Origin of the sequence: Actinomadura sp. NBRC 104412 (assembly GCF_030269515.1) — a bacterium.
GTDB lineage: Bacteria > Actinomycetota > Actinomycetes > Streptosporangiales > Streptosporangiaceae > Spirillospora.
Window position 1 is genome coordinate 91586 of record NZ_BSTM01000011.1, and the last position, 16876, is coordinate 108461.

The 16876-nt window shown below is 71.9% G+C and carries 15 protein-coding genes; 5 read left to right on the forward strand and 10 right to left on the reverse strand.

Annotation, left to right across the window (positions count from 1 at the left end; all coding sequences use genetic code 11):
* The first annotated feature begins 2 nt into the window (after positions 1–2).
* Positions 3–695 carry a histidine phosphatase family protein gene (locus tag QSK21_RS16150; protein ID WP_285696656.1) on the forward strand — a complete coding sequence of 231 codons (693 nt, stop codon included), beginning with the start codon at positions 3–5 and terminating at the stop codon, positions 693–695.
* A 15-nt stretch (positions 696–710) separates the two neighbouring features.
* On the opposite strand, the gene QSK21_RS16155 is transcribed toward QSK21_RS16150, so the two are convergent.
* From QSK21_RS16155 to QSK21_RS16200, 10 genes are all read right to left on the reverse strand, one after another.
* Positions 711–1559, reverse strand: a complete 849-nt coding sequence (locus tag QSK21_RS16155) for a 5-oxoprolinase subunit C family protein (RefSeq protein ID WP_285696657.1) — start codon at positions 1557–1559, stop codon at positions 711–713.
* Entirely contained in the window at positions 1556–2191 is a 636-nt protein-coding gene (locus QSK21_RS16160) for a 5-oxoprolinase subunit B family protein (RefSeq protein WP_285696658.1), read from the reverse strand. Before QSK21_RS16160 ends, QSK21_RS16155 begins: the two co-directional genes overlap by 4 nt.
* Positions 2188–2931, reverse strand: coding sequence for a LamB/YcsF family protein (locus QSK21_RS16165; protein WP_285696659.1), 744 nt, complete (start codon positions 2929–2931; stop codon positions 2188–2190). The genes QSK21_RS16160 and QSK21_RS16165 overlap by 4 nt, the downstream gene beginning before the upstream one ends.
* Positions 2932–3575: 644 nt before the next feature.
* Positions 3576–3941 carry a UCP033725 family protein gene (locus tag QSK21_RS16170; RefSeq protein ID WP_285696660.1) on the reverse strand — a complete coding sequence of 122 codons (366 nt, stop codon included), beginning with the start codon at positions 3939–3941 and terminating at the stop codon, positions 3576–3578.
* Positions 3938–5197, reverse strand: coding sequence for an SseB family protein (locus tag QSK21_RS16175; protein ID WP_285696661.1), 1260 nt, complete (start codon positions 5195–5197; stop codon positions 3938–3940). The genes QSK21_RS16170 and QSK21_RS16175 overlap by 4 nt, the downstream gene beginning before the upstream one ends.
* Positions 5198–5236: 39 nt before the next feature.
* Complete coding sequence (locus QSK21_RS16180; RefSeq protein WP_285696663.1) at positions 5237–6403, reverse strand: SseB family protein; 1167 nt, start codon at positions 6401–6403, stop codon at positions 5237–5239.
* 139 nt (positions 6404–6542) lie between these two features.
* Positions 6543–8138: a hypothetical protein gene (locus QSK21_RS16185; RefSeq protein ID WP_285696807.1), complete on the reverse strand. Its 1596-nt coding sequence runs from the start codon at positions 8136–8138 to the stop codon at positions 6543–6545.
* A gap of 238 nt (positions 8139–8376) precedes the next feature.
* Positions 8377–8628: a hypothetical protein gene (locus QSK21_RS16190; RefSeq protein ID WP_502871568.1), complete on the reverse strand. Its 252-nt coding sequence runs from the start codon at positions 8626–8628 to the stop codon at positions 8377–8379.
* A gap of 172 nt (positions 8629–8800) precedes the next feature.
* Positions 8801–9547 (reverse strand): cytochrome b/b6 domain-containing protein, encoded by a 747-nt coding sequence (locus QSK21_RS16195; protein ID WP_285696665.1) that lies wholly within the window; start codon positions 9545–9547, stop codon positions 8801–8803.
* Positions 9534–10247: a molybdopterin-dependent oxidoreductase gene (locus tag QSK21_RS16200; protein WP_285696666.1), complete on the reverse strand. Its 714-nt coding sequence runs from the start codon at positions 10245–10247 to the stop codon at positions 9534–9536. Before QSK21_RS16200 ends, QSK21_RS16195 begins: the two co-directional genes overlap by 14 nt.
* 83 nt (positions 10248–10330) lie before the next feature.
* Here QSK21_RS16200 and QSK21_RS16205 point away from each other — a divergent pair, with 83 nt between their 5' ends.
* The 4 genes from QSK21_RS16205 to QSK21_RS16220 all read left to right on the forward strand — a co-directional run bounded on the left by QSK21_RS16205 (position 10331) and on the right by QSK21_RS16220 (position 16856).
* Positions 10331–10906 carry an HhH-GPD-type base excision DNA repair protein gene (locus QSK21_RS16205; protein ID WP_285696668.1) on the forward strand — a complete coding sequence of 192 codons (576 nt, stop codon included), beginning with the start codon at positions 10331–10333 and terminating at the stop codon, positions 10904–10906.
* A 419-nt stretch (positions 10907–11325) separates the two neighbouring features.
* Positions 11326–13506, forward strand: a complete 2181-nt coding sequence (locus QSK21_RS16210; RefSeq protein ID WP_285696669.1) for a SpoIIE family protein phosphatase — start codon at positions 11326–11328, stop codon at positions 13504–13506.
* Between the two features lie 290 nt (positions 13507–13796).
* Positions 13797–15500, forward strand: coding sequence for an RNA polymerase sigma factor (locus QSK21_RS16215; protein WP_285696670.1), 1704 nt, complete (start codon positions 13797–13799; stop codon positions 15498–15500).
* Between the two features lie 363 nt (positions 15501–15863).
* The gene (locus tag QSK21_RS16220) at positions 15864–16856 is read left to right on the forward strand and encodes a hypothetical protein (protein ID WP_285696671.1); all 993 of its coding nucleotides are present in this window, start codon (positions 15864–15866) and stop codon (positions 16854–16856) included.
* Positions 16857–16876 lie beyond the last annotated feature (20 nt).

The window sequence follows — 16876 nt, forward strand, 5'->3', positions numbered from 1 at the left end:
GCGTGGCTGATGAGGAGTCGACCGCCTACCACCAGCGGCCCTACACCCCGCCCCCCGGCGCCGCCGAGCTTCTGCTGATCCGGCACGGTGCGTCCGAGGCCGCCGATCCGGACCGCCCGTTCCCCTTGGTCGACGGCCAGGGCGACCCGGCGCTGGCGCGCGAGGGACGCGAACAGGCCGATCTCCTCGCCGACCGGCTCGGCAGGGAACGCGTCGACGCCATCTACGTCACCACCCTCCGCCGTACCGTCCAGACCGCCGCGCCGCTGGCGTCCCGCCTCGGCCTGGACCCCGTCGTCGAGCCGGATCTGCGCGAAGTCCACCTGGGCGAATGGGAAGGCGGCGTGTTCCGCGTCCGCGTCGCGGCGGACGACCCGGTGGCACGCCGCCTCTTCACCGAGGAACGCTGGGACGTCATCCCCGGCGCCGAGCCCATGCGATCGTTCGAGACCCGCGTCAAGGACGCCATCGACCGCATCGCCGCCGCCCACCCCGATCAGCGGGTCGCCGTCGTCACCCACGGCGGCGTCATAGCCCAAGCCGTGGCGACGGCCACCGGATCCCGCCCGTTCGCGTTCCTGGCCCCCGACAACTGCTCCATCTCCCGCCTGGTCGTCCTGAACGGGCTGTGGTCCATCCGCGGCTACAACGACATAGCCCACCTTCCCCACAGCGCCCCCGAACCCCTCACCTGACCCGCCTTCCGGGCGCTACATGCGGAACCGGATGCGCTGGCCTGGACGGAGCTGCGCCGCCGCCGGGATGTCGCGGGTGGCGATCACGGCGATGACCGGGTAGCCGCCCGTCGTCGGATGGTCGGTGAGGAAAAGGATCGGCAGGCCATTGGGAGGGACCTGGAGCGCGCCGGTGACCATGCCCTCGCTGCTCAGCTCCCCATGGCGGGCACGGGTGAGGGTGGGGCCGTTCAGCCGGACGCCGACCCGGTTGCTCTCCGAGGTGACCTCGTAGGGCTCGGAGGTCAGCGTGGCAAGCGACTCCGGCGTGAACCAGTCGTCGCGTGGCCCCGGGAGCAGACGCAGCTCGGGGACCTCCGGCAGGGCCGGGGAGGGGGCCACGTCCACCTGGATTTCGTCGAGCCCCGTCGTGGGGCCGATGGGGAGGCGGTCGCCGGGCGACAACGGTGCCGGGCCGAGACCCGACAGCAGGTCCGTGGAACGGCTCCCCAGGATCGGCTCCACGGCCAGCCCCCCGCGTACGGCCAGGTAGCTGCGGAGCCCTTCGCGGGGCAGGCCCAGCTCGACGGTGTCTCCCGGATCCACGTAGCAGGGCGCGTTCATCCCGCATGAGCGCCCGCCGACGCGTACGGGCACCGGCGCCCCGGTGAGCGCGACCCACGCGCCGCCCCGGAAACGCACCGCGCCGCCGCCCAGCGTGAACTCGATCGCCGCCGTCCCCTCGGGATTGCCGACCAGGCGGTTCGCCAGGCGGAGCGCCCGCTCGTCCGCCGCCCCCGAGCGCGGCACGCCCAGGTGCGCGTGACCCGGGCGACCCAGGTCCTGGACGGTCGCGAGCGGGCCCGGCCGCACCACCTCGATCACCGCCGGCCCGTCCCGGACACGGGGACGAAACGGACCCGCGTCCCCGGCTGGAGCAGCGACGGCGGATCACGCTTCACGTCCCACAACACCAGATCCGTCCGCCCCAGCAGCCGCCAGCCACCCGGAGACCGCGACGGATAGACCGCCGCGTACGGCCCCGCGATCGCGACCGAGCCTCCGGGGACGGCCGTGCGCGGCGAATCCCTGCGCGGAACGTGAAGACCGGGATCCAAGCCCGTCAAGTAGCCGAAACCAGGGGAGAAGCCCAGGTAGGCCACCGTGAACTCCGACCCGGCGTGCCGCGCGACGACCTCGTCCACCGGCAGGCCGGTGAGCCCCGCGACCTCATCCAGGTCCGCGCCGTCGTACACGGTCGGGACCTCGACCGGCGCCCCCCGCCCCGCCACCTGCTCCGGCAGCGGCAGCGTCGGCAACCGCGCCGCCAGCCGATCCAGATCGCACGCCTCCGCATCCGCCACGACCAGGACCGTGCGCTCACCCGGCACGACATCCACGACACCCGGCATCGCCGCGTCCCGGATCGCCGCGTTCAACCGGTGCGACAGCGCCAGATCGCCCGTCTCCACCAGCAGCGCCGCGTCCCCCGCCCTGCGGACCGTCAACCCCGTCATGCGAAGGGCTCCACCGTCACCCCCGCCTCGGCCAGCGCCGCACGCACGGCACGGGCCAGCTCCACCGCCCCCGGCGTGTCACCGTGCACGCAGATCGAACGGGCGTCCAAAGCGACCTCGCTCCCGTCCACGGCCACCACCGAACCCCGCGTCGCCATCCGCACGGCGCGCCCCACAACGGCCTCCCGATCGTGGATCACCGCCCCCGGCTCGCGCCGCGACACCAGCCTGCCCTCCGGCGTGTACGCGCGATCCGCGAAACACTCGGCCACGACCGTCAACCCGTCCGCCACCCCGAACACCGCGGACCCAGGCAACGTCAGCAACGGCAGCCCAGGATCGTACGCCCGCACCGCGTCCACGACGGCACGGGCCTGCTCCGGATCGCGCACGATGCGGTTGTAAAGCGCCCCATGCGGCTTCACGTACGCCACCCGTCCCCCTTCGGCACGGGCGATACCGTCCAGCGCCGCGAGCTGGTACAGGACCTCCGCCGTCAGCTCCTCCGCCGCCACCTCCATCTCCCGGCGACCGAAACCCGCCAGATCCCGGTACGACACCTGCGCCCCGATCGTCACCCCACGCTCCACCGCGCCCGCGCACACCCGCCGCATGATCAGCGGATCGCCGGCATGGAACCCACACGCCACATTGGCGCTGGTGACCACATCAAGCAGCGCCGCATCGTCCCCAAGCACCCACCGCCCGAACCCCTCACCGAGATCGGCGTTGATATCCATAGAACCATTTTCGTCTTGTCATGGTGGGGGGGCGACCCCCCACGCCCCCCGGTGCGGGGCCAGCGACCACCGCCGCTCGCCTTGACGGCTCGCGGCGGCGACTCATTGTGGGGGGCGACCCCCCACACCCCCCGATGCGGGGCCAGCGACCACCGCCGCTCGCCTTGACGGCTCGCGGCGGTGGCCACTGACCCCGGTCAGGGGCTCCGCCCCCGACACCCCCGGCAGGGGCTCCGCCCCCTGCACCCCCGTGGGGCTTTGCCCCTTGCCCCCGACTCATTGTGGGGGGCGACCCCCCACACCCCCCGATGCGGGGCCAGCGATCCCCGCCGCTCGCCTTGACGGCTCGCGGCGGTGACCGCTGACCCCGGGTAGGGGCTCCGCCCCTACGACCCCGGTCAGGGGCTTCGCCCCCGACACCCCCTTCGGGGCTATGCCCCTTTGGGGGCGTTCTAGGTCGTTTCCTCGTGGGGGTCTTGTACTGGCGACCCAGTACGCCCTCCGGGTGCGGGGTCGGCGGTCCCCGCCGCTGGCTGGGGGCTTGCGGCGGTGGCCGCTGATCTTGTGTGGGGGTTGCGCCGCCTGCACCGTCTTGGGGCTTTGCCCCTTGGCCCTGTTGGGGGCTTCGCCTTCTTGGTGGTGTTTTAGGCGGTTTCTTCGTGGAGGTCTTCTACTTCGGTTTCTTTGGCCCAGGTTTGGTAGACGCCTCGGTCGAATGTTTCCAGTCCTAGGCGTTCGGCGACCGGGGCTTGGCCGTCTGCGTGTTCCACGCGTAGCCAGCCCTTGTGTTCGCCCAGGACGACGAACTTCTCGCCGCGCCAGGTGCAGTACGTGTTCACGTAGGTGAGGTCGACATCGTCGGCGTGGACGACCTTGACGTGGCGGTCCGGGGTCACGGGTGTGAAGCCGTCGGATTGGGAGAGGGAGTAGAGCCGCACCTGGGAGCCGTCGGGGCTCGCTTCGTACTCGGTGCCGTGCCAGGTCGCGTAGAAGCCGTGCCGGATGCTCATCGTCCGTCCTTGGTGGGTACGGGGAGCCAGCGGCGGAGGTCGGCGTCGTAGGCGGCGACCAGGGTCTCGTGGCCGGTGTGGTCGAGCCGGTACATCTCCGCGCCGTGCGGGAGGCGCTGGCTGCTGATGGTGAACTCGTGGATGCCGGGGGACGGGGGGCTTTCGGTGACGCGGCGGCGGAACAGCGTCGGCTTGTGCGCCGGCCACCGGATCACGTGGATCGCCTCGTCGGTCGCCTGGAACGGCGTCCCCTCGTAAAGGAGCCCGAGCTGGTTGACCAGCTTGGCGGGGGTGTCGAGGTCGCGTACGTCCCGCAGGAGGTGAACGTGACCGCACACGAGGTCGTAGCCGCCCTCCAGGTAGTGCACGACGTGCTCATGGGGGAGCACCTTCTGCATGACCGCGTCCCGCAGGGCGGGGGGCTGGATCGGCTTCTCGCAGCGGGGGAGGGAGTCGGCCTCCGCGTACCCGGCGCTGGGCAGGCCGGGGTTGACGGCGAGCCGCCATTCGGGGTGGGGCCAGTTACGGGCCAGTTCCGGCAGGTACGTCTCGCGGTGGTGTACGGCCTGGCCGCGCAGTGACCGGTCCATGGCCTCGGGGGAGGTGAAGGCCAGGACGAACGTCTCGTCGCCGAGCCGGGTGGTGGCGTACTGGTTCCCGTTGTCGTAGGTCGGGTCCGCCGGGGCCGGCAGGTAGAGGACGGCGCGTGAGAGCAGGCCCAGGTAGGTGTCCTGGTCGCCGTGCTGGCGGGCGGCGGCGAGCGCGTCCTCCAGGGCGGTGCCGGTGAGGGGGCCGGTGGGCTCCTCGGGCTCCTCCGTCTCTTCGGCGGAACGCGGGATCCCCAGGCCCGTCAGCTCCAGTGCCTCGCCCGTCTCGCCGTTCCTTGCCTGGTACACCAGGTCGAGCGGGGAGGGGACGTCATAGGCGTCCCGTAACGCCGCGACCATGCACAGGGCCAGTGCCGTGCATCGTTCGGCCCGGTCGCGGACGGATCGCCCGGTCACGGGGACCCGCTGCCACCAGTTGTCCCTGTCCCTTGGCCGTTCCCAGTCGTTCGCGGCCAGCCGGCGCTCCTGCTGCGGGGTCAAGGGCTCGGGGAGGTACGCGCTGCCCACCGCCTCGGCCTCCAGCGTATCGCGGGACCGCAGCGCCTGCACGTACGGCAGCCCGCCGGTGCGCTGGACGATCAAGAACGACCGTTCCGGCAGCCACATCAGCTCGACCGCCAGCCGTTCGGCGAAGTCGTTCCAGTCCAATCGGGTCCCACTCCCGCGTCCGTCGTGCCCGGACGCCGGTCAGTCCGTACGAGGTGCTTGGACGGCGTCGGCGCGTACCGGCGTCCATGAGCCGGTCATGCCGTCGAACACCGCGGTCTCGGCCTCGTCGCCGTCGCCGTCCCAGCGCCACAGGCGCGTGCCGTGCGGGAGATGCATCGGGACCGAGGACGCGACGGCCGGGACGTCCGGGGACCGCACCGGGATCGCGGGCGCGGGCGGCTCGGCGGCCGGGGCGGGGACGGGCGGCGGGACGGCGGCGGGTGGGGGAGCGTTGAGGGAACGCTGGTTGGCGTCCAAGCGGGTGATGGCGGTCGTGTCCAGGTGGACCTCGCTGGGCAGGCCCGGGTTGATCGCCAGTTGCCAGGACGGGTCGGGCCAGCCGAGCGCCAGTTGCGCGAACGAGGTGCGGCGGTACAGGCCCGGACGGTGGCCCGAGCGGACCAGCGCCTGCGGCGAGGTGAACACCATCACGTACGTGCCCCCGCCGATCACGGTGGTGGGGAACTCGGTGGCCTCGGGGTCCTCCACGGCGGGGCCGGTCGCGGGCAGCACGAGGTCGGCCGTCAGCAGCAGGTCGAAGTAGGTGGTGTGGTCCCCGCGTTCCTTGGCGTCGGCCAGCCGCGGCTCCAGCGAGTCGGGCTCCTCCGGGACGGCCGGCTCGCCGTATCCCGGCGGCACCGGCGCGGCCAGCGCGGGCACGGCGGGCGTGGCGGTTTCCACGGTGGTGTGGCGCCGCTTGGTGATCCGGGACGGGTCGGCCGCCTCGATCCCGAAGTCCAGCAGCTCGATCAGGCCGGTGCCGTGGCGGTGGAACGACTCGTACACCAGGTCGGAGGGCCGCCGCACCCCCTGCACGTCGCGCAGCGCGGTCACCATGACGTCGGCGAGCCTGCCGTGGTCGGCGACCGTCGCGTACGCGGGCAGCTCGGTCCACCAGTTGCGGGGCGCCGGGTCGGCCGGCGGGCGCCAGCCCGCGTCGCTCATCACCTCCTCGTCGGCGAGGGTGAGCAGCAGCGGGCCTTCGAGAAAGTTGTTGCTGACCGCCTCGGCGTACAGCCGGTCGGGCTCGCGCATGGCCTGGACGTAGTGACGGCTCTCCTCGCGCTCGCGCACGATGAGGATGGTGTCCCGTTCGAGACCGGCCAGCTCGCGTCCCAGACGCCGCGCGAACTCGGACCACTCCACCGACATCACTCCCTATCACCCGGGGTCGGGCCGCGACCCCCGCGCGCCCGGTACCCGAGACCCCGATGATTGTCGCCTGGGTCGCCGCTGGCAAACCGGGAGTTCACCGAGGTCCGCCGGTGGGCGCGGCGCCGTGGGGTCACTCCGGCGGCTCGGCGTGACGAAGGACACGCAGGGCGCGGCGCAGCCCGGCCTCGTCGTCGGCCCAGCGGTCCAGGACGTCGATGAGCCGGTGCAGGATCTCGTGGCGCTCGTACCCGACGTCCAGGAGCGCCTGCGCGGTCTCCCAGAGCTGGGGCGGGTCGCCGTTCCACAGCCGCTCGGCGAGGCGTTCGTGCGCCTCCAGATGCTCCTCGGGCGCGCCGGGATGCTCGAACTCCAGCATGATCCGCCGGTCGGCGGGGTCGGCCGGGTCGAGGCTGGACAGGTCGATCGAGCCGTGCCGTCCCGACCGCGGGTGCCGTCCCGCCAGGCTGTAGCGGCCGGTCAGGTAGGGCAGGGCGAACGCGCGCCGGGGCAGCGCCTCCAGCTCGCCGTCCGGCAGCAGCCGCACCACGAGCTCGCGGTCGAGCCCGAACGCCGACGGGTCGCGGTAGGACTCGGCGAACTTGGCGGTGGCGTCCCAGACGGCGTCCAGAGTGGCGCGCACGCCCTCCTCCGGCAGTCCGGTGCGCTTGCCCGCCCAGCGGACCCAGGCGGCCAGCACGTGCGGAACGGCCTCCTGCTCGGTCGGCGACAGCAGCACCTTGCGGGGCAGCCAGTCCAGCAGGAACATCTCGCACTTGATCGGGCTGACCCGCAACGGGCGGCCGAAGTCGTGCGCGCAGCCGTAGTCGATGATGCGGTCGACGCAGCGGCTGGCGGCCGACAGGTCGGACAGCCCGCCGGCCTCGTCGGACGCCAGGAACCTGGCGGCGAGCGTGGCCCGCCGGTCGCGTCCCCACACCGACGGCTGGGGCGCGCGGCCGTCCGGCGGCAGCGCGCTCACCCTGGCCCGGACGAACGCGTGGTAGGACGCGAAGCTCTCGTTGACGGGCGGGTCGGGGGTCTCGTCGGTGTGCTCCAGCGCGCGTAGTAGCAGCGCCCGGGTGTCGCGGGGGTCCAGTTCCTCGAACCGCATCAGCGGGTTGGTCCTGCCCTCGCGCCGGCAGTGGTCGAGCAGCTTGTCGACCTGGGACGACACCCAGGCGTCCCGGACCATGCCGGGCGCCGGCGGGCTGAGATGCCCCTGCGTGGCGGTCAGGGACTCCAGGGAGTGCGGGGGCGGCGGGCCGCCGGAGGCGTGCAGCGCGGCGCTGTGGACGGTGCCGGACCTGTTGCGGTCGACCAGGATCACCAGGGCGTGCCGGTCGCGGCCGCCGTAGGTGTAGGTGCAGATGATCGAATCCTGGTCGCCGTAGACGTCGCGGGAGACGTGGCAGGACTCGGGCACGACCATCCCGACCCGGTCGGCCCAGCCGGGGCGCGCCACGCCGCGTTCCATCAGCGCCAGGGCGGCCCGCTCGGCCTTGGCGGCCTGCCGGGGCGTGCCCAGGTAGGCCATGCCGGTCAGCAGGGCGAGCGCGGCCGGGGTGCCCACGTCGCCCGCGTAGTCGACCAGGGACTCCCCGATGACCTCCTCGACGTCGCCGCCCGGCACCCGGCCGCCCCACCAGGAGCCCAGGATCTCGCTGACGATCAGCTCGGCGTCCAGGGGGCTGCGCACCGCCAGCAGTTCGCGGGCGTGCCGGAGCATGCCATCGAAGATCGCGAAGACCTCGTCCGACGGCGGCGGCCCGTTCCGCGGCGCATCCCCGGAGGGACGGCGGCGGCTGCGAGGACTCACGCCTCTAGCTTCTCAGATCCGGGGGCCGGGCTCGCCCAGGAACACAGGTCCTCGGCCGAAATGGGACGACTCGGAACCGTTGCCCCCCGGACGACCGTACTAGATACGGACATTTCCGGCCGAGGGCTCTCAAGACGGCACGGGCCGCTCACGGGGCGCGGTCGGGATCCCCGCCGTTCGCCCTCGGGCGCCCGGAGGGAGGCTCGGACTTCACCATCCCGACCAGATGCTCCCGGGCCATCCGCTCCACCAGCGCGGGGGTCGCCTCAAGCCCCAGATGGGTCATGCACGCCTGAACGTCCGCGACACAGCGTTCCACGGTGTCGCGGCTGAAGGACGAGAACTCCAACGCGAGCCGTCCGGACAGCAGCAGACGGGTCTCGCTCCGGTGATCGGCCATGACAGGCATCAGCGCGCCTCCGAGCCCGAGGGGCCGGCGGTACGGGGTGACCGCCGGTCGGACGCGGCCCGGCGGTCACGCGCACCGCCCAGGACCATGCCGGAAGCCCGGCGCAGGACGTGCCGCCCAACCTCGCCTCGGGTCCTAGTCTCAGCACATCCACCGCGCCGGTTCAAGACCCGTTGGGCCTGGTCTTCAGGGGATTGTCCGGGTTTTCCGGGTGCCGTTTCGAAGGCGTTTCCGGTGTGTTTCCGGACGCGATTCCACCCCCACGTTCATGCTCGTCGAGCCAGCCTGGATGGTGCCGCGCCGCCCAGGCGCGGTCCACCCGCCCGGTCAGCATGCCGCCGAGCGCGCCGGGATCCCTGGCCGCGTACCACAGGTGCCCGAGCGTCACCACGAGGATGATCAGGAACAGCCAGTCGTGCATGAACGTCGCGCCGGTGCGCCAGCGGTCCGGCCACGGGTCGGGAAAGGTCAGGATCGCGCCGGTGCCCAGCATGACCAGGATGGCGCCCATGGTGAACGCCGCGTTCAGCTTCTGGCCCGGGTTGAACTTGCCGATCGGGACGACCCCACGGGGCGGGCCGTCCTTCGGATAGGTCACGTCCCGGCGGTCACGGCGCTGCAGCCACTCCCAGTCGGCGGGATCGAACCGGTTGAACCGGCTCAGATCGGCCCGGAACGCCCGTGACAGCAACCCCAGCAGCACCGGTACGGGCAGCGCGAACCCCGCGTAGACGTGCAGCGGCTTGATCAGGTCGCGGCGCCCCACGGCGGCCGACAGCGCGGGCACGTACAGCAGCGCGGCCGTCACCAGGCACACCAGCATCAGCAGCGCCGTCACATGGTGGATCCAACGCTCCGCCCGCGAGAACCGGTCCAGCATCCCCTCGGTGCGGCGATCACGTAGGGGCATCGTCCCGCCCGTTCGACCGGCCCACCCAGGCGTCCACGTCGTAGCCGCGCCGCTCCCAATACCCGGTGATGACCTTGTCGGTCAGCTCGATCCCGCCCAGCCACTTCAGCGACTTGTAGCCGTACATGGGGGCCACGAACAGCCGCACCGGACCGCCATGGTCATGGGTGACGGGCCCGCCGAGCATCTCGCTGGCCACCACCACGTCCCGCCGCCGCGCCTGCTCCAGCGTCAGCGACTCGGTGTAGACCCCGTCGAACGAGGTGAACCGGACGGCCCGCGCCGCCCCCGACACGCCCACCACGTCCAGCAGATCGGGCAGCGCGACCCCGGCCCACATGACCTCGGGCACCCGCCACCCCGTCACGCACTGGAAATCGCGCGTGAGACGCGTCTGCGGCAGCGCGGCGAGATCGGCCATGGTGAACGTCTGCGGCTTCCGCACCAGCCCGCCCACGGTCAGCTTGTAATCGGCCGCCGTACGGCGCGGCACGCCGCCGACCACCGAGTAGTAGCGGAACCCGTCCCCGGCCCCTGGCAGGACGTCCCCGAGCTGCCCCACGGGCGCCAGAGCGCTGTTGACTCCGCGCTGTAGGGATGTCCCCACCGCGACACCCGCGGCACCGAGGCCGAGCATGCCGAGCACGACCCGACGCCCCACCGGAGTGCCCCGTGCCCGCCGCGCATCCTCATTGCTCACATTCCCATTCGAACACCCCCACGGCGCCCCCACCATGCCCTTCGGCCACCCCGTAAGGATTCGGTGAGATCTAAGCTGTCCCCATGCCCATCACGCTCCACCTAGCGCAACGCCCCGAGGCGAACGAACTGCTGGCCCGCAGCCCCCTGGCCGCCCTCATCGGCATGCTGCTCGACCAGCAGGTGCCGATGGAGTGGGCTTTTTCGGGGCCTTACACGATCGCCGAGCGGCTCGGGGGCGGGGACCTGGACGCCGGGGAGATCGCGGCGCAGGATCCCGAGGCGTTCGCGGCGTTGCTGTCGCGGAAGCCGGCGGTGCATCGTTATCCCGGCTCGATGGCCAAGCGGATCCAGGCGCTCTGCCGGTACGTCGTCGAGCACTACGACGGGGACGCCGGGGCGATCTGGCGGGACGTCACAGACGGTAAAGAATTGTTCAAAAGGCTCAATGCCCTGCCCGGCTACGGGAAGCAGAAGGCCCAGATCTTCGTGGCGCTGCTGGGCAAGCGGTACGGGGTGCGTCCCGAAGGCTGGCGCGAGGCGGCGGGGGTGTACGGGGAGGAGGGGTCGCACCGGTCGGTGGCCGACATCACAGGTCCCGATTCGCTCGCCAAGGTGCGCGCCTTCAAGCAGGAAATGAAGGCCAAGGCCAAGGCGTAGGTGTTCGGCTCGGGCGATCGCCTCGGTCGGGCACCGTACGGAACTCGCCGGGCCTGCCCGCTTCCCGGGCGTGTCGCCGCCGGGCGTCGTAACATCACGTACTCGCCGTGCGCGCGGACGCCACCCCGGAGCCCGGAACGCCCGCCTCGGCGGCGGCCCGGGGCCGGGCCACCGTCATGATCGGGTTCGGATGCCCGCGGGGCTTCCGTCCGCGGCGAACCATCGGGATGATGAGGGGGTCGTTTCCGCCCGGTGCGCGTCAGGAGGCCGAAGGGATCGAACGCGCCGGGGCGAAAATGGCTCAGTCAGACTCCGACCGGTGTTGTGATGGAGGTGGGAGCGCTAGCCTGCTCCCATTCACTCATAGTGATGACGACTTGCCACGCGGTACGGGACCCCCTGGGGCGGAGGTGTGACCCATGAGCACCGACACGTCCGTTCCGCATCCCCGGATCACCGGGGTGGAGGGCCAGCCGATGGAAGCGTCCGATGCCGCGCTGTACGCCACCCTGATGAAGCAGGGCCCCTCCGGCCTGGCGTTCTTCGACACCGGGCTGCGCATCGTGCGGGCCAGCGAGGCCCTGCCCGAGCTGCTGGGCGTGCCCGGCGCCGACCTGGTGCGCCGCACGCCCTCCGAGGTGCTGCCCGGCGACCTGGCGGAGGCGGTGGAGACCGCGCTGCGCACCGTGCTCGGCGACGGCCGGGCCATCCCCGAGGCCGACCTCGTCGTCCCGCGGCTCCGGCAGGAGACGCCGCCGGTGCCCGTGGTGGAGCCGCCCGTCCCGGTGCCGGGCCCGCCCGCGCCCTCCGTCGCCGCGGGCTCGCGCGTGCTGGCCTGCACCTGGCTGCCCGTGGAGGGCGAGGACGAGGCGCCCGCGGGCGTGGTGCTGACCGCCGTGGACGTGACCGAGCGCCGCCGCGCCGAGGAGGTCATCCGGCGCAAGGAGCAGCGCTACCGGTCGCTGGTGGAGGCCAGCTCCCAGGTCGTCTGGGTGGCCTCGCCGGACGGCGGCGTGATCGACGACGCGCCGGAATGGCGGTCGATCACCGGGCAGACCCCCGACGACTACGCGGTCGGCGGCTGGCTGTCGGTCGTGCACCCCGAGGACAGGCCCAGGATCGAGGCGACCTGGCGCGAGTGCGTCAACGACAACCGGGTGTTCGAGACCAACTACCGGATCCGCACCAAGACCGGCGCGTACCGGCATTTCGACGTGCGCGCCGTGCCGATCTGGCGCGGCGACACCGTGATCGAGTGGGTCGGCGCCAACACCGACGTCACCGGCCAGCGCGAGGCCGAGGAGATGCGCGGCCGGCTGACCGAGCAGCTCTCGGCCGCCGCGCTGCGCACCGCCAGGCTTCAGCAGGCCACCTCGATGCTGGCCGAGGCGCTGACGGTCAGCCAGGTGGTCCAGGTGATCACCGAGGTGGGCCGGTCGGCGATCGGCGCCGACTACTCGGCGGTGGCGCTGCTGGACGACGACAAGCTGAGGCTGAGCATCGTCACCCCGTCCCAGCCGGGCGCCGAGGGCTCCGGCGAGTCCCGTCCGGGCGCGGCGTCCCGGGAGGACATCAAGGTCAGCGACCAGACCGTGATGTCGGTGGCGGTCAGGGAGAGCCGGCCGTTCCTGGCCGAGCATCCCAACAGCCTGCGGCTCCAGCTCGGCCGGGACGAGGCCGGGCTGTTCCACCAGCACACCGAGGAGCGCGCCTGGGTCGGCCTGCCGCTGCTGGCGGCGGGCGCCCCGATCGGCGCCCTGCGGTTCTCCTTCACCCGGCCCCGGGAGATCACCGAGGAGGAGCGGGTCTTCCTGGAGGCCCTGGCCGGCCAGTGCGCGCTGGCCGTCGAGCGGGCCCTGCTGTTCGAGCGCGAGCACCGCACCGCCGAGGAGCTCCAGCGCAGCCTGCTGCCCAGCGACCTCCCGCAGCTGCCCGGCATGGTGCTGGCCGCCCGCTACAACCCCGCCACCCGGCACGTGCAGGTCGGCGGGGACTGGTACGACGTGTTCCGGCTGCCCGACGACCGGCTCGCCGTGGCGGTCGGCGACGTCATGGGCAAGGGCGTGCTGGCCGCGGCCGGAATGGGACGCGTCCGCAACGCCCTTCGGGCGCTGGCCCTCAACGACCCCCGGCCCGCCGCCGTGCTGGCCGGGCTCGACCGGCTCTTCTCCGCCACCGAGGACGAGGAGCAGTTCACCACGGTCGCCTACGCGGTGATCGACCCCGAGACCGGGGAGGGCGACTTCAGCAACGCCGGCCATCCGCCGCCCCTGCTGATCTCGGCCGACGAGCCCGCGCGGGTCAGCGGGCTGGAGCCGGGCACCCCGCTCGGCTGGCCGTCCCAGCGGCAGCAGACAAGATTTTCCATCCAGACCGGCAACACTGTGGTGTTCTATTCCGATGGACTTGTGGAGAACCGTAGGCGTGGGGTGGACGCGGGCCTGGAGGAACTGGTCGCCGTCGCGGCCGATGCCCCACCTGAAGTGGTAGGAGATCCGGAGAGACTCGTCGACTTCCTGGTCGATCGGATGCTTGCCGGCTACGAGCAAGTGGACGATGTGACCGTACTCGCCCTGCACGTCCCCCCGGAGCCCGGCTGACCGGCCGAGCCCCGGGATCGCGCGACAGCGGCCGGATCAGGTCCCTTCGGGAACCATGAGACGGCCTCGTTCGTACGAAGGACCGCCCAGCGCCCCCTAAGGTGGTGTGTTACCGGGTAGGACATCGATGCGGAATGCGCGCCGTGCCAGAATGCTTGACCCTAGTAAGTGGTGTACGTTGCGGTCCCGCATGGGGTGGCCTGCCCAGTGTGTGGTCCCACCCAGTGTGAGGCCGAGCCCGTCAGGGCACTTGGGGTCAACCAAGCCACACGTTCGTTCGAGAGGTATTTGTGTCGCCTGCTAGCTCGACCTCGAAAGCGTCAGATCTGCACGAGCATGTCATCGCGCAACTGATCGAGCGTGGACGGTCCCAGGACAATCGCCTTGAAATCGAGGACGTACGACGTACGTTCGAGGAGGCCGACATCCCCGTGTCTGCGGCCTCAAGCATCTTGCGGAGCCTCAGCAAGGAGGGTGTGACCGTCATGGTGAGCGCTGCCGACTCAGCGGCGCCCAAGCGTTCGCGCAAGCGGGCGCCGGCGGCGCGCAGGCCCAGGACGGCCGCAGCCGCGAAGGAGCAGCCCGACACGGTGACCGCCGTCGTCGAGGACGGTGCCGGCGACGCCGAGCAGGTGTCCGACCCGGTCCCCGCGCCGTCCAGGAAGGCCGCCCGGAGGGTTCCCCGCAAGGGCAAGAAGGCCGCGGCCAAGAAGGCCGCCGCCGCCGCTGCGGCGGCCCAGGCGTCCGGCTCCAAGGGCGGCGGGTCCGCCGCGTCCGCCGGGCCGGTCACGTCCGCCCCGGCCGCCAAGCGGGTCGCCGACGAGCCCGATCTCGACGACGTGGACGTCACCGAGCTCGACGACGATCTCGACGATCTCGAGGGCGACGACCTCGAGGTGGTCGAGGACGCCGTCGTGGAGGTCGAGGTCGAGGAGCCCGGGGAGATCGAGGAGGAGCCCGTCGCCGCGGTCGCCCCGGCCGCCGCGGGCAAGGCCGGCGACAAGGGCGCCTCCGAGGAGGAGGCGTTCACCCTCGGCGACGACGACGAGGACGCCCCGGCCCAGCAGATCGCCGCGGCCGGCGCCACCGCCGACCCGGTCAAGGACTACCTCAAGCAGATCGGCAAGGTCCCCCTGCTGAACGCCGAGCAGGAGGTCGAGCTGGCCAAGCGGATCGAGGCGGGACTGTTCGCCGAGGAGCGGCTGGCCGCCGAGGCGCACACGATGTCGCAGGAGGACCGCGAGGACTTCGAGTGGATCGCCGAGGACGGCCGCCGGGCCAAGAACCACCTGCTGGAGGCCAACCTGCGGCTGGTGGTCTCGCTGGCCAAGCGCTACACCGGCCGCGGCATGCTGTTCCTGGACCTGATCCAGGAGGGCAACCTGGGCCTGATCCGCGCGGTCGAGAAGTTCGACTACACCAAGGGCTACAAGTTCTCCACCTACGCCACCTGGTGGATCCGGCAGGCGATCACCCGCGCGATGGCCGACCAGGCCCGCACCATCCGCATCCCGGTGCACATGGTCGAGGTCATCAACAAGCTGGCCCGCGTCCAGCGCCAGATGCTCCAGGACCTGGGCCGCGAGCCCACCCCCGAGGAGCTGGCCAAGGAACTCGACATGACCCCGGAGAAGGTCGTCGAGGTGCAGAAGTACGGCCGCGAGCCGATCTCCCTGCACACCCCGCTGGGCGAGGACGGCGACAGCGAGTTCGGCGACCTGATCGAGGACTCCGAGGCGATCGTCCCGGCGGACGCGGTCAGCTTCACGCTGCTGCAGGAGCAGCTGCACTCGGTGCTGGACACGCTCAGCGAGCGTGAGGCCGGGGTGGTGTCGATGCGGTTCGGCCTCACCGACGGCCAGCCCAAGACGCTGGACGAGATCGGCAAGGTGTACGGGGTGACCCGGGAGCGGATCCGGCAGATCGAGTCCAAGACCATGTCCAAGCTGCGTCACCCGTCCCGGTCCCAGGTGCTGCGCGACTACCTGGACTGACCGGATCCGGACGAGCAGCGAGCCGCCATGGCGTGCTCGCAGGGCCATCCCGCCGTTCACGGTGAGGTGGCCTTCCGGCTTTGGGCGGTACGCGCTTGACCGCTTGTGGTCAGCAGGTGCGCCTGGGCCTGTGGGACGGGTCCGTGGCCTTCCCATGGCGTTGTTTCGGAAATGTTCCCTCGGGCGCGGCCGCTCGGGCTGTGGCACGGTCCCATCCGGACGGCGGGCGCAGAACGTCCAGGTCAATGATGCTTTTGGGTATGTAACACACCTTTTACACCGAGGTAGCGCCATTCGTGTCGCCCCTTCCTACGCTTCCCCACCATGGGACTGATGGAGCTTGACCGGGCACATGGAGGTGCGGTGGGGCAGAACAGGCTCGGCCGTGCTCCTACGGCGCTCCGCGTCCGCACGGCACAGGTCGTCGGCGGGCGCCCCTGGATGGATCCCGTGCTCGATCAGGCCGTCGACGCCGTCCAGGACCGGTTCATGCGGGTCGGGGCGCGGGTTCTCGCCGAGGCGCGGGCCGATCCGGAGGTGCGTTCGCAGCGGGTGGAGGCGCTGGCCAAGGCGGCGGTCGGCTCGTCCCAGTACATCGAGGCGTTGCTCGCCGAGGCCCCTGGGAACCCCGATCTGTGGCTGTGGCTGGGCCGTACGCAGGTGGAGGAGGCGTGGGGGATCCGCCCGGACGCGCGGGCCCGTTCCGTGCAGGCGTCCGCGTACACCGCCTACAGCAAGAAGATGAAGGCGGCGCGCGGCCCCCTGATGCGTGCGGCCGACATGTGGCCGGACGACCCCGTCCCGTGGGAGTCCATGCTGTGGCTGGCCCTCGGCCTGGACGTGGACCGCGAGGAGAAGGACGAGCTGTGGAAGCAGGCTTACCGGCGCCACCCCACCCTGTACGGGGCGCATGTGGCGCGCGTGGTGAGCCTGTCGCCGCAGTGGGGCGGTGTGCCCGAGGAGATGTTCGACTTCGCCCGCGTCGCCGCCGGCACGGCCGGCCAGGAGGACCCCCGGGCCGCGCTGCTCCCGCTGGCCTACTTTGAATACTTCGTCCAGGAACGGCAGGGGATCATCCGGGGCGCGTCGTCGTGGTTCACGACGGAGGAGTGCCGGGACGTGGAGGCCGCCGCCCGTGGCTGGTTCGAGGGGCACGGGCATCCGCACCCCCGCACCATCGAGGCCCACAACATCTTCGGTGCGGCCTTCCACCTGGCCGACGCCCGCCGTCCCGCCCGCCAGCACCTGCTCCGCACCATGGGCAGGCCCAGCAGCCTCCCCTGGAGCTACCTAGGCGGCAACGAGGTCTCGCAGTACATCAAGGCATGCCGCCACCTGAACATCACCACGGTGTGACCCGGCCCTGATCCCGCACC

Bases quoted from the DNA above. Each gene is read 5' to 3' on its own strand.
- QSK21_RS16160 (WP_285696658.1), bottom strand. From the start codon at position 2,191: ATGACGGGGTTGACGGTCCGCAGGGCGGGGGACGCGGCGCTGCTGGTG.
- QSK21_RS16190 (WP_502871568.1), bottom strand. From the start codon at position 8,628: ATGGCCGATCACCGGAGCGAGACCCGTCTGCTGCTGTCCGGACGGCTC.
- QSK21_RS16170 (WP_285696660.1), bottom strand. From the start codon at position 3,941: ATGAGCATCCGGCACGGCTTCTACGCGACCTGGCACGGCACCGAGTAC.
- QSK21_RS16205 (WP_285696668.1), top strand. From the start codon at position 10,331: ATGCCCATCACGCTCCACCTAGCGCAACGCCCCGAGGCGAACGAACTG.
- QSK21_RS16210 (WP_285696669.1), top strand. From the start codon at position 11,326: ATGAGCACCGACACGTCCGTTCCGCATCCCCGGATCACCGGGGTGGAG.
- QSK21_RS16195 (WP_285696665.1), bottom strand. From the start codon at position 9,547: ATGCCCCTACGTGATCGCCGCACCGAGGGGATGCTGGACCGGTTCTCG.
- QSK21_RS16165 (WP_285696659.1), bottom strand. From the start codon at position 2,931: ATGGATATCAACGCCGATCTCGGTGAGGGGTTCGGGCGGTGGGTGCTT.
- QSK21_RS16185 (WP_285696807.1), bottom strand. From the start codon at position 8,138: ATGCTCCGGCACGCCCGCGAACTGCTGGCGGTGCGCAGCCCCCTGGAC.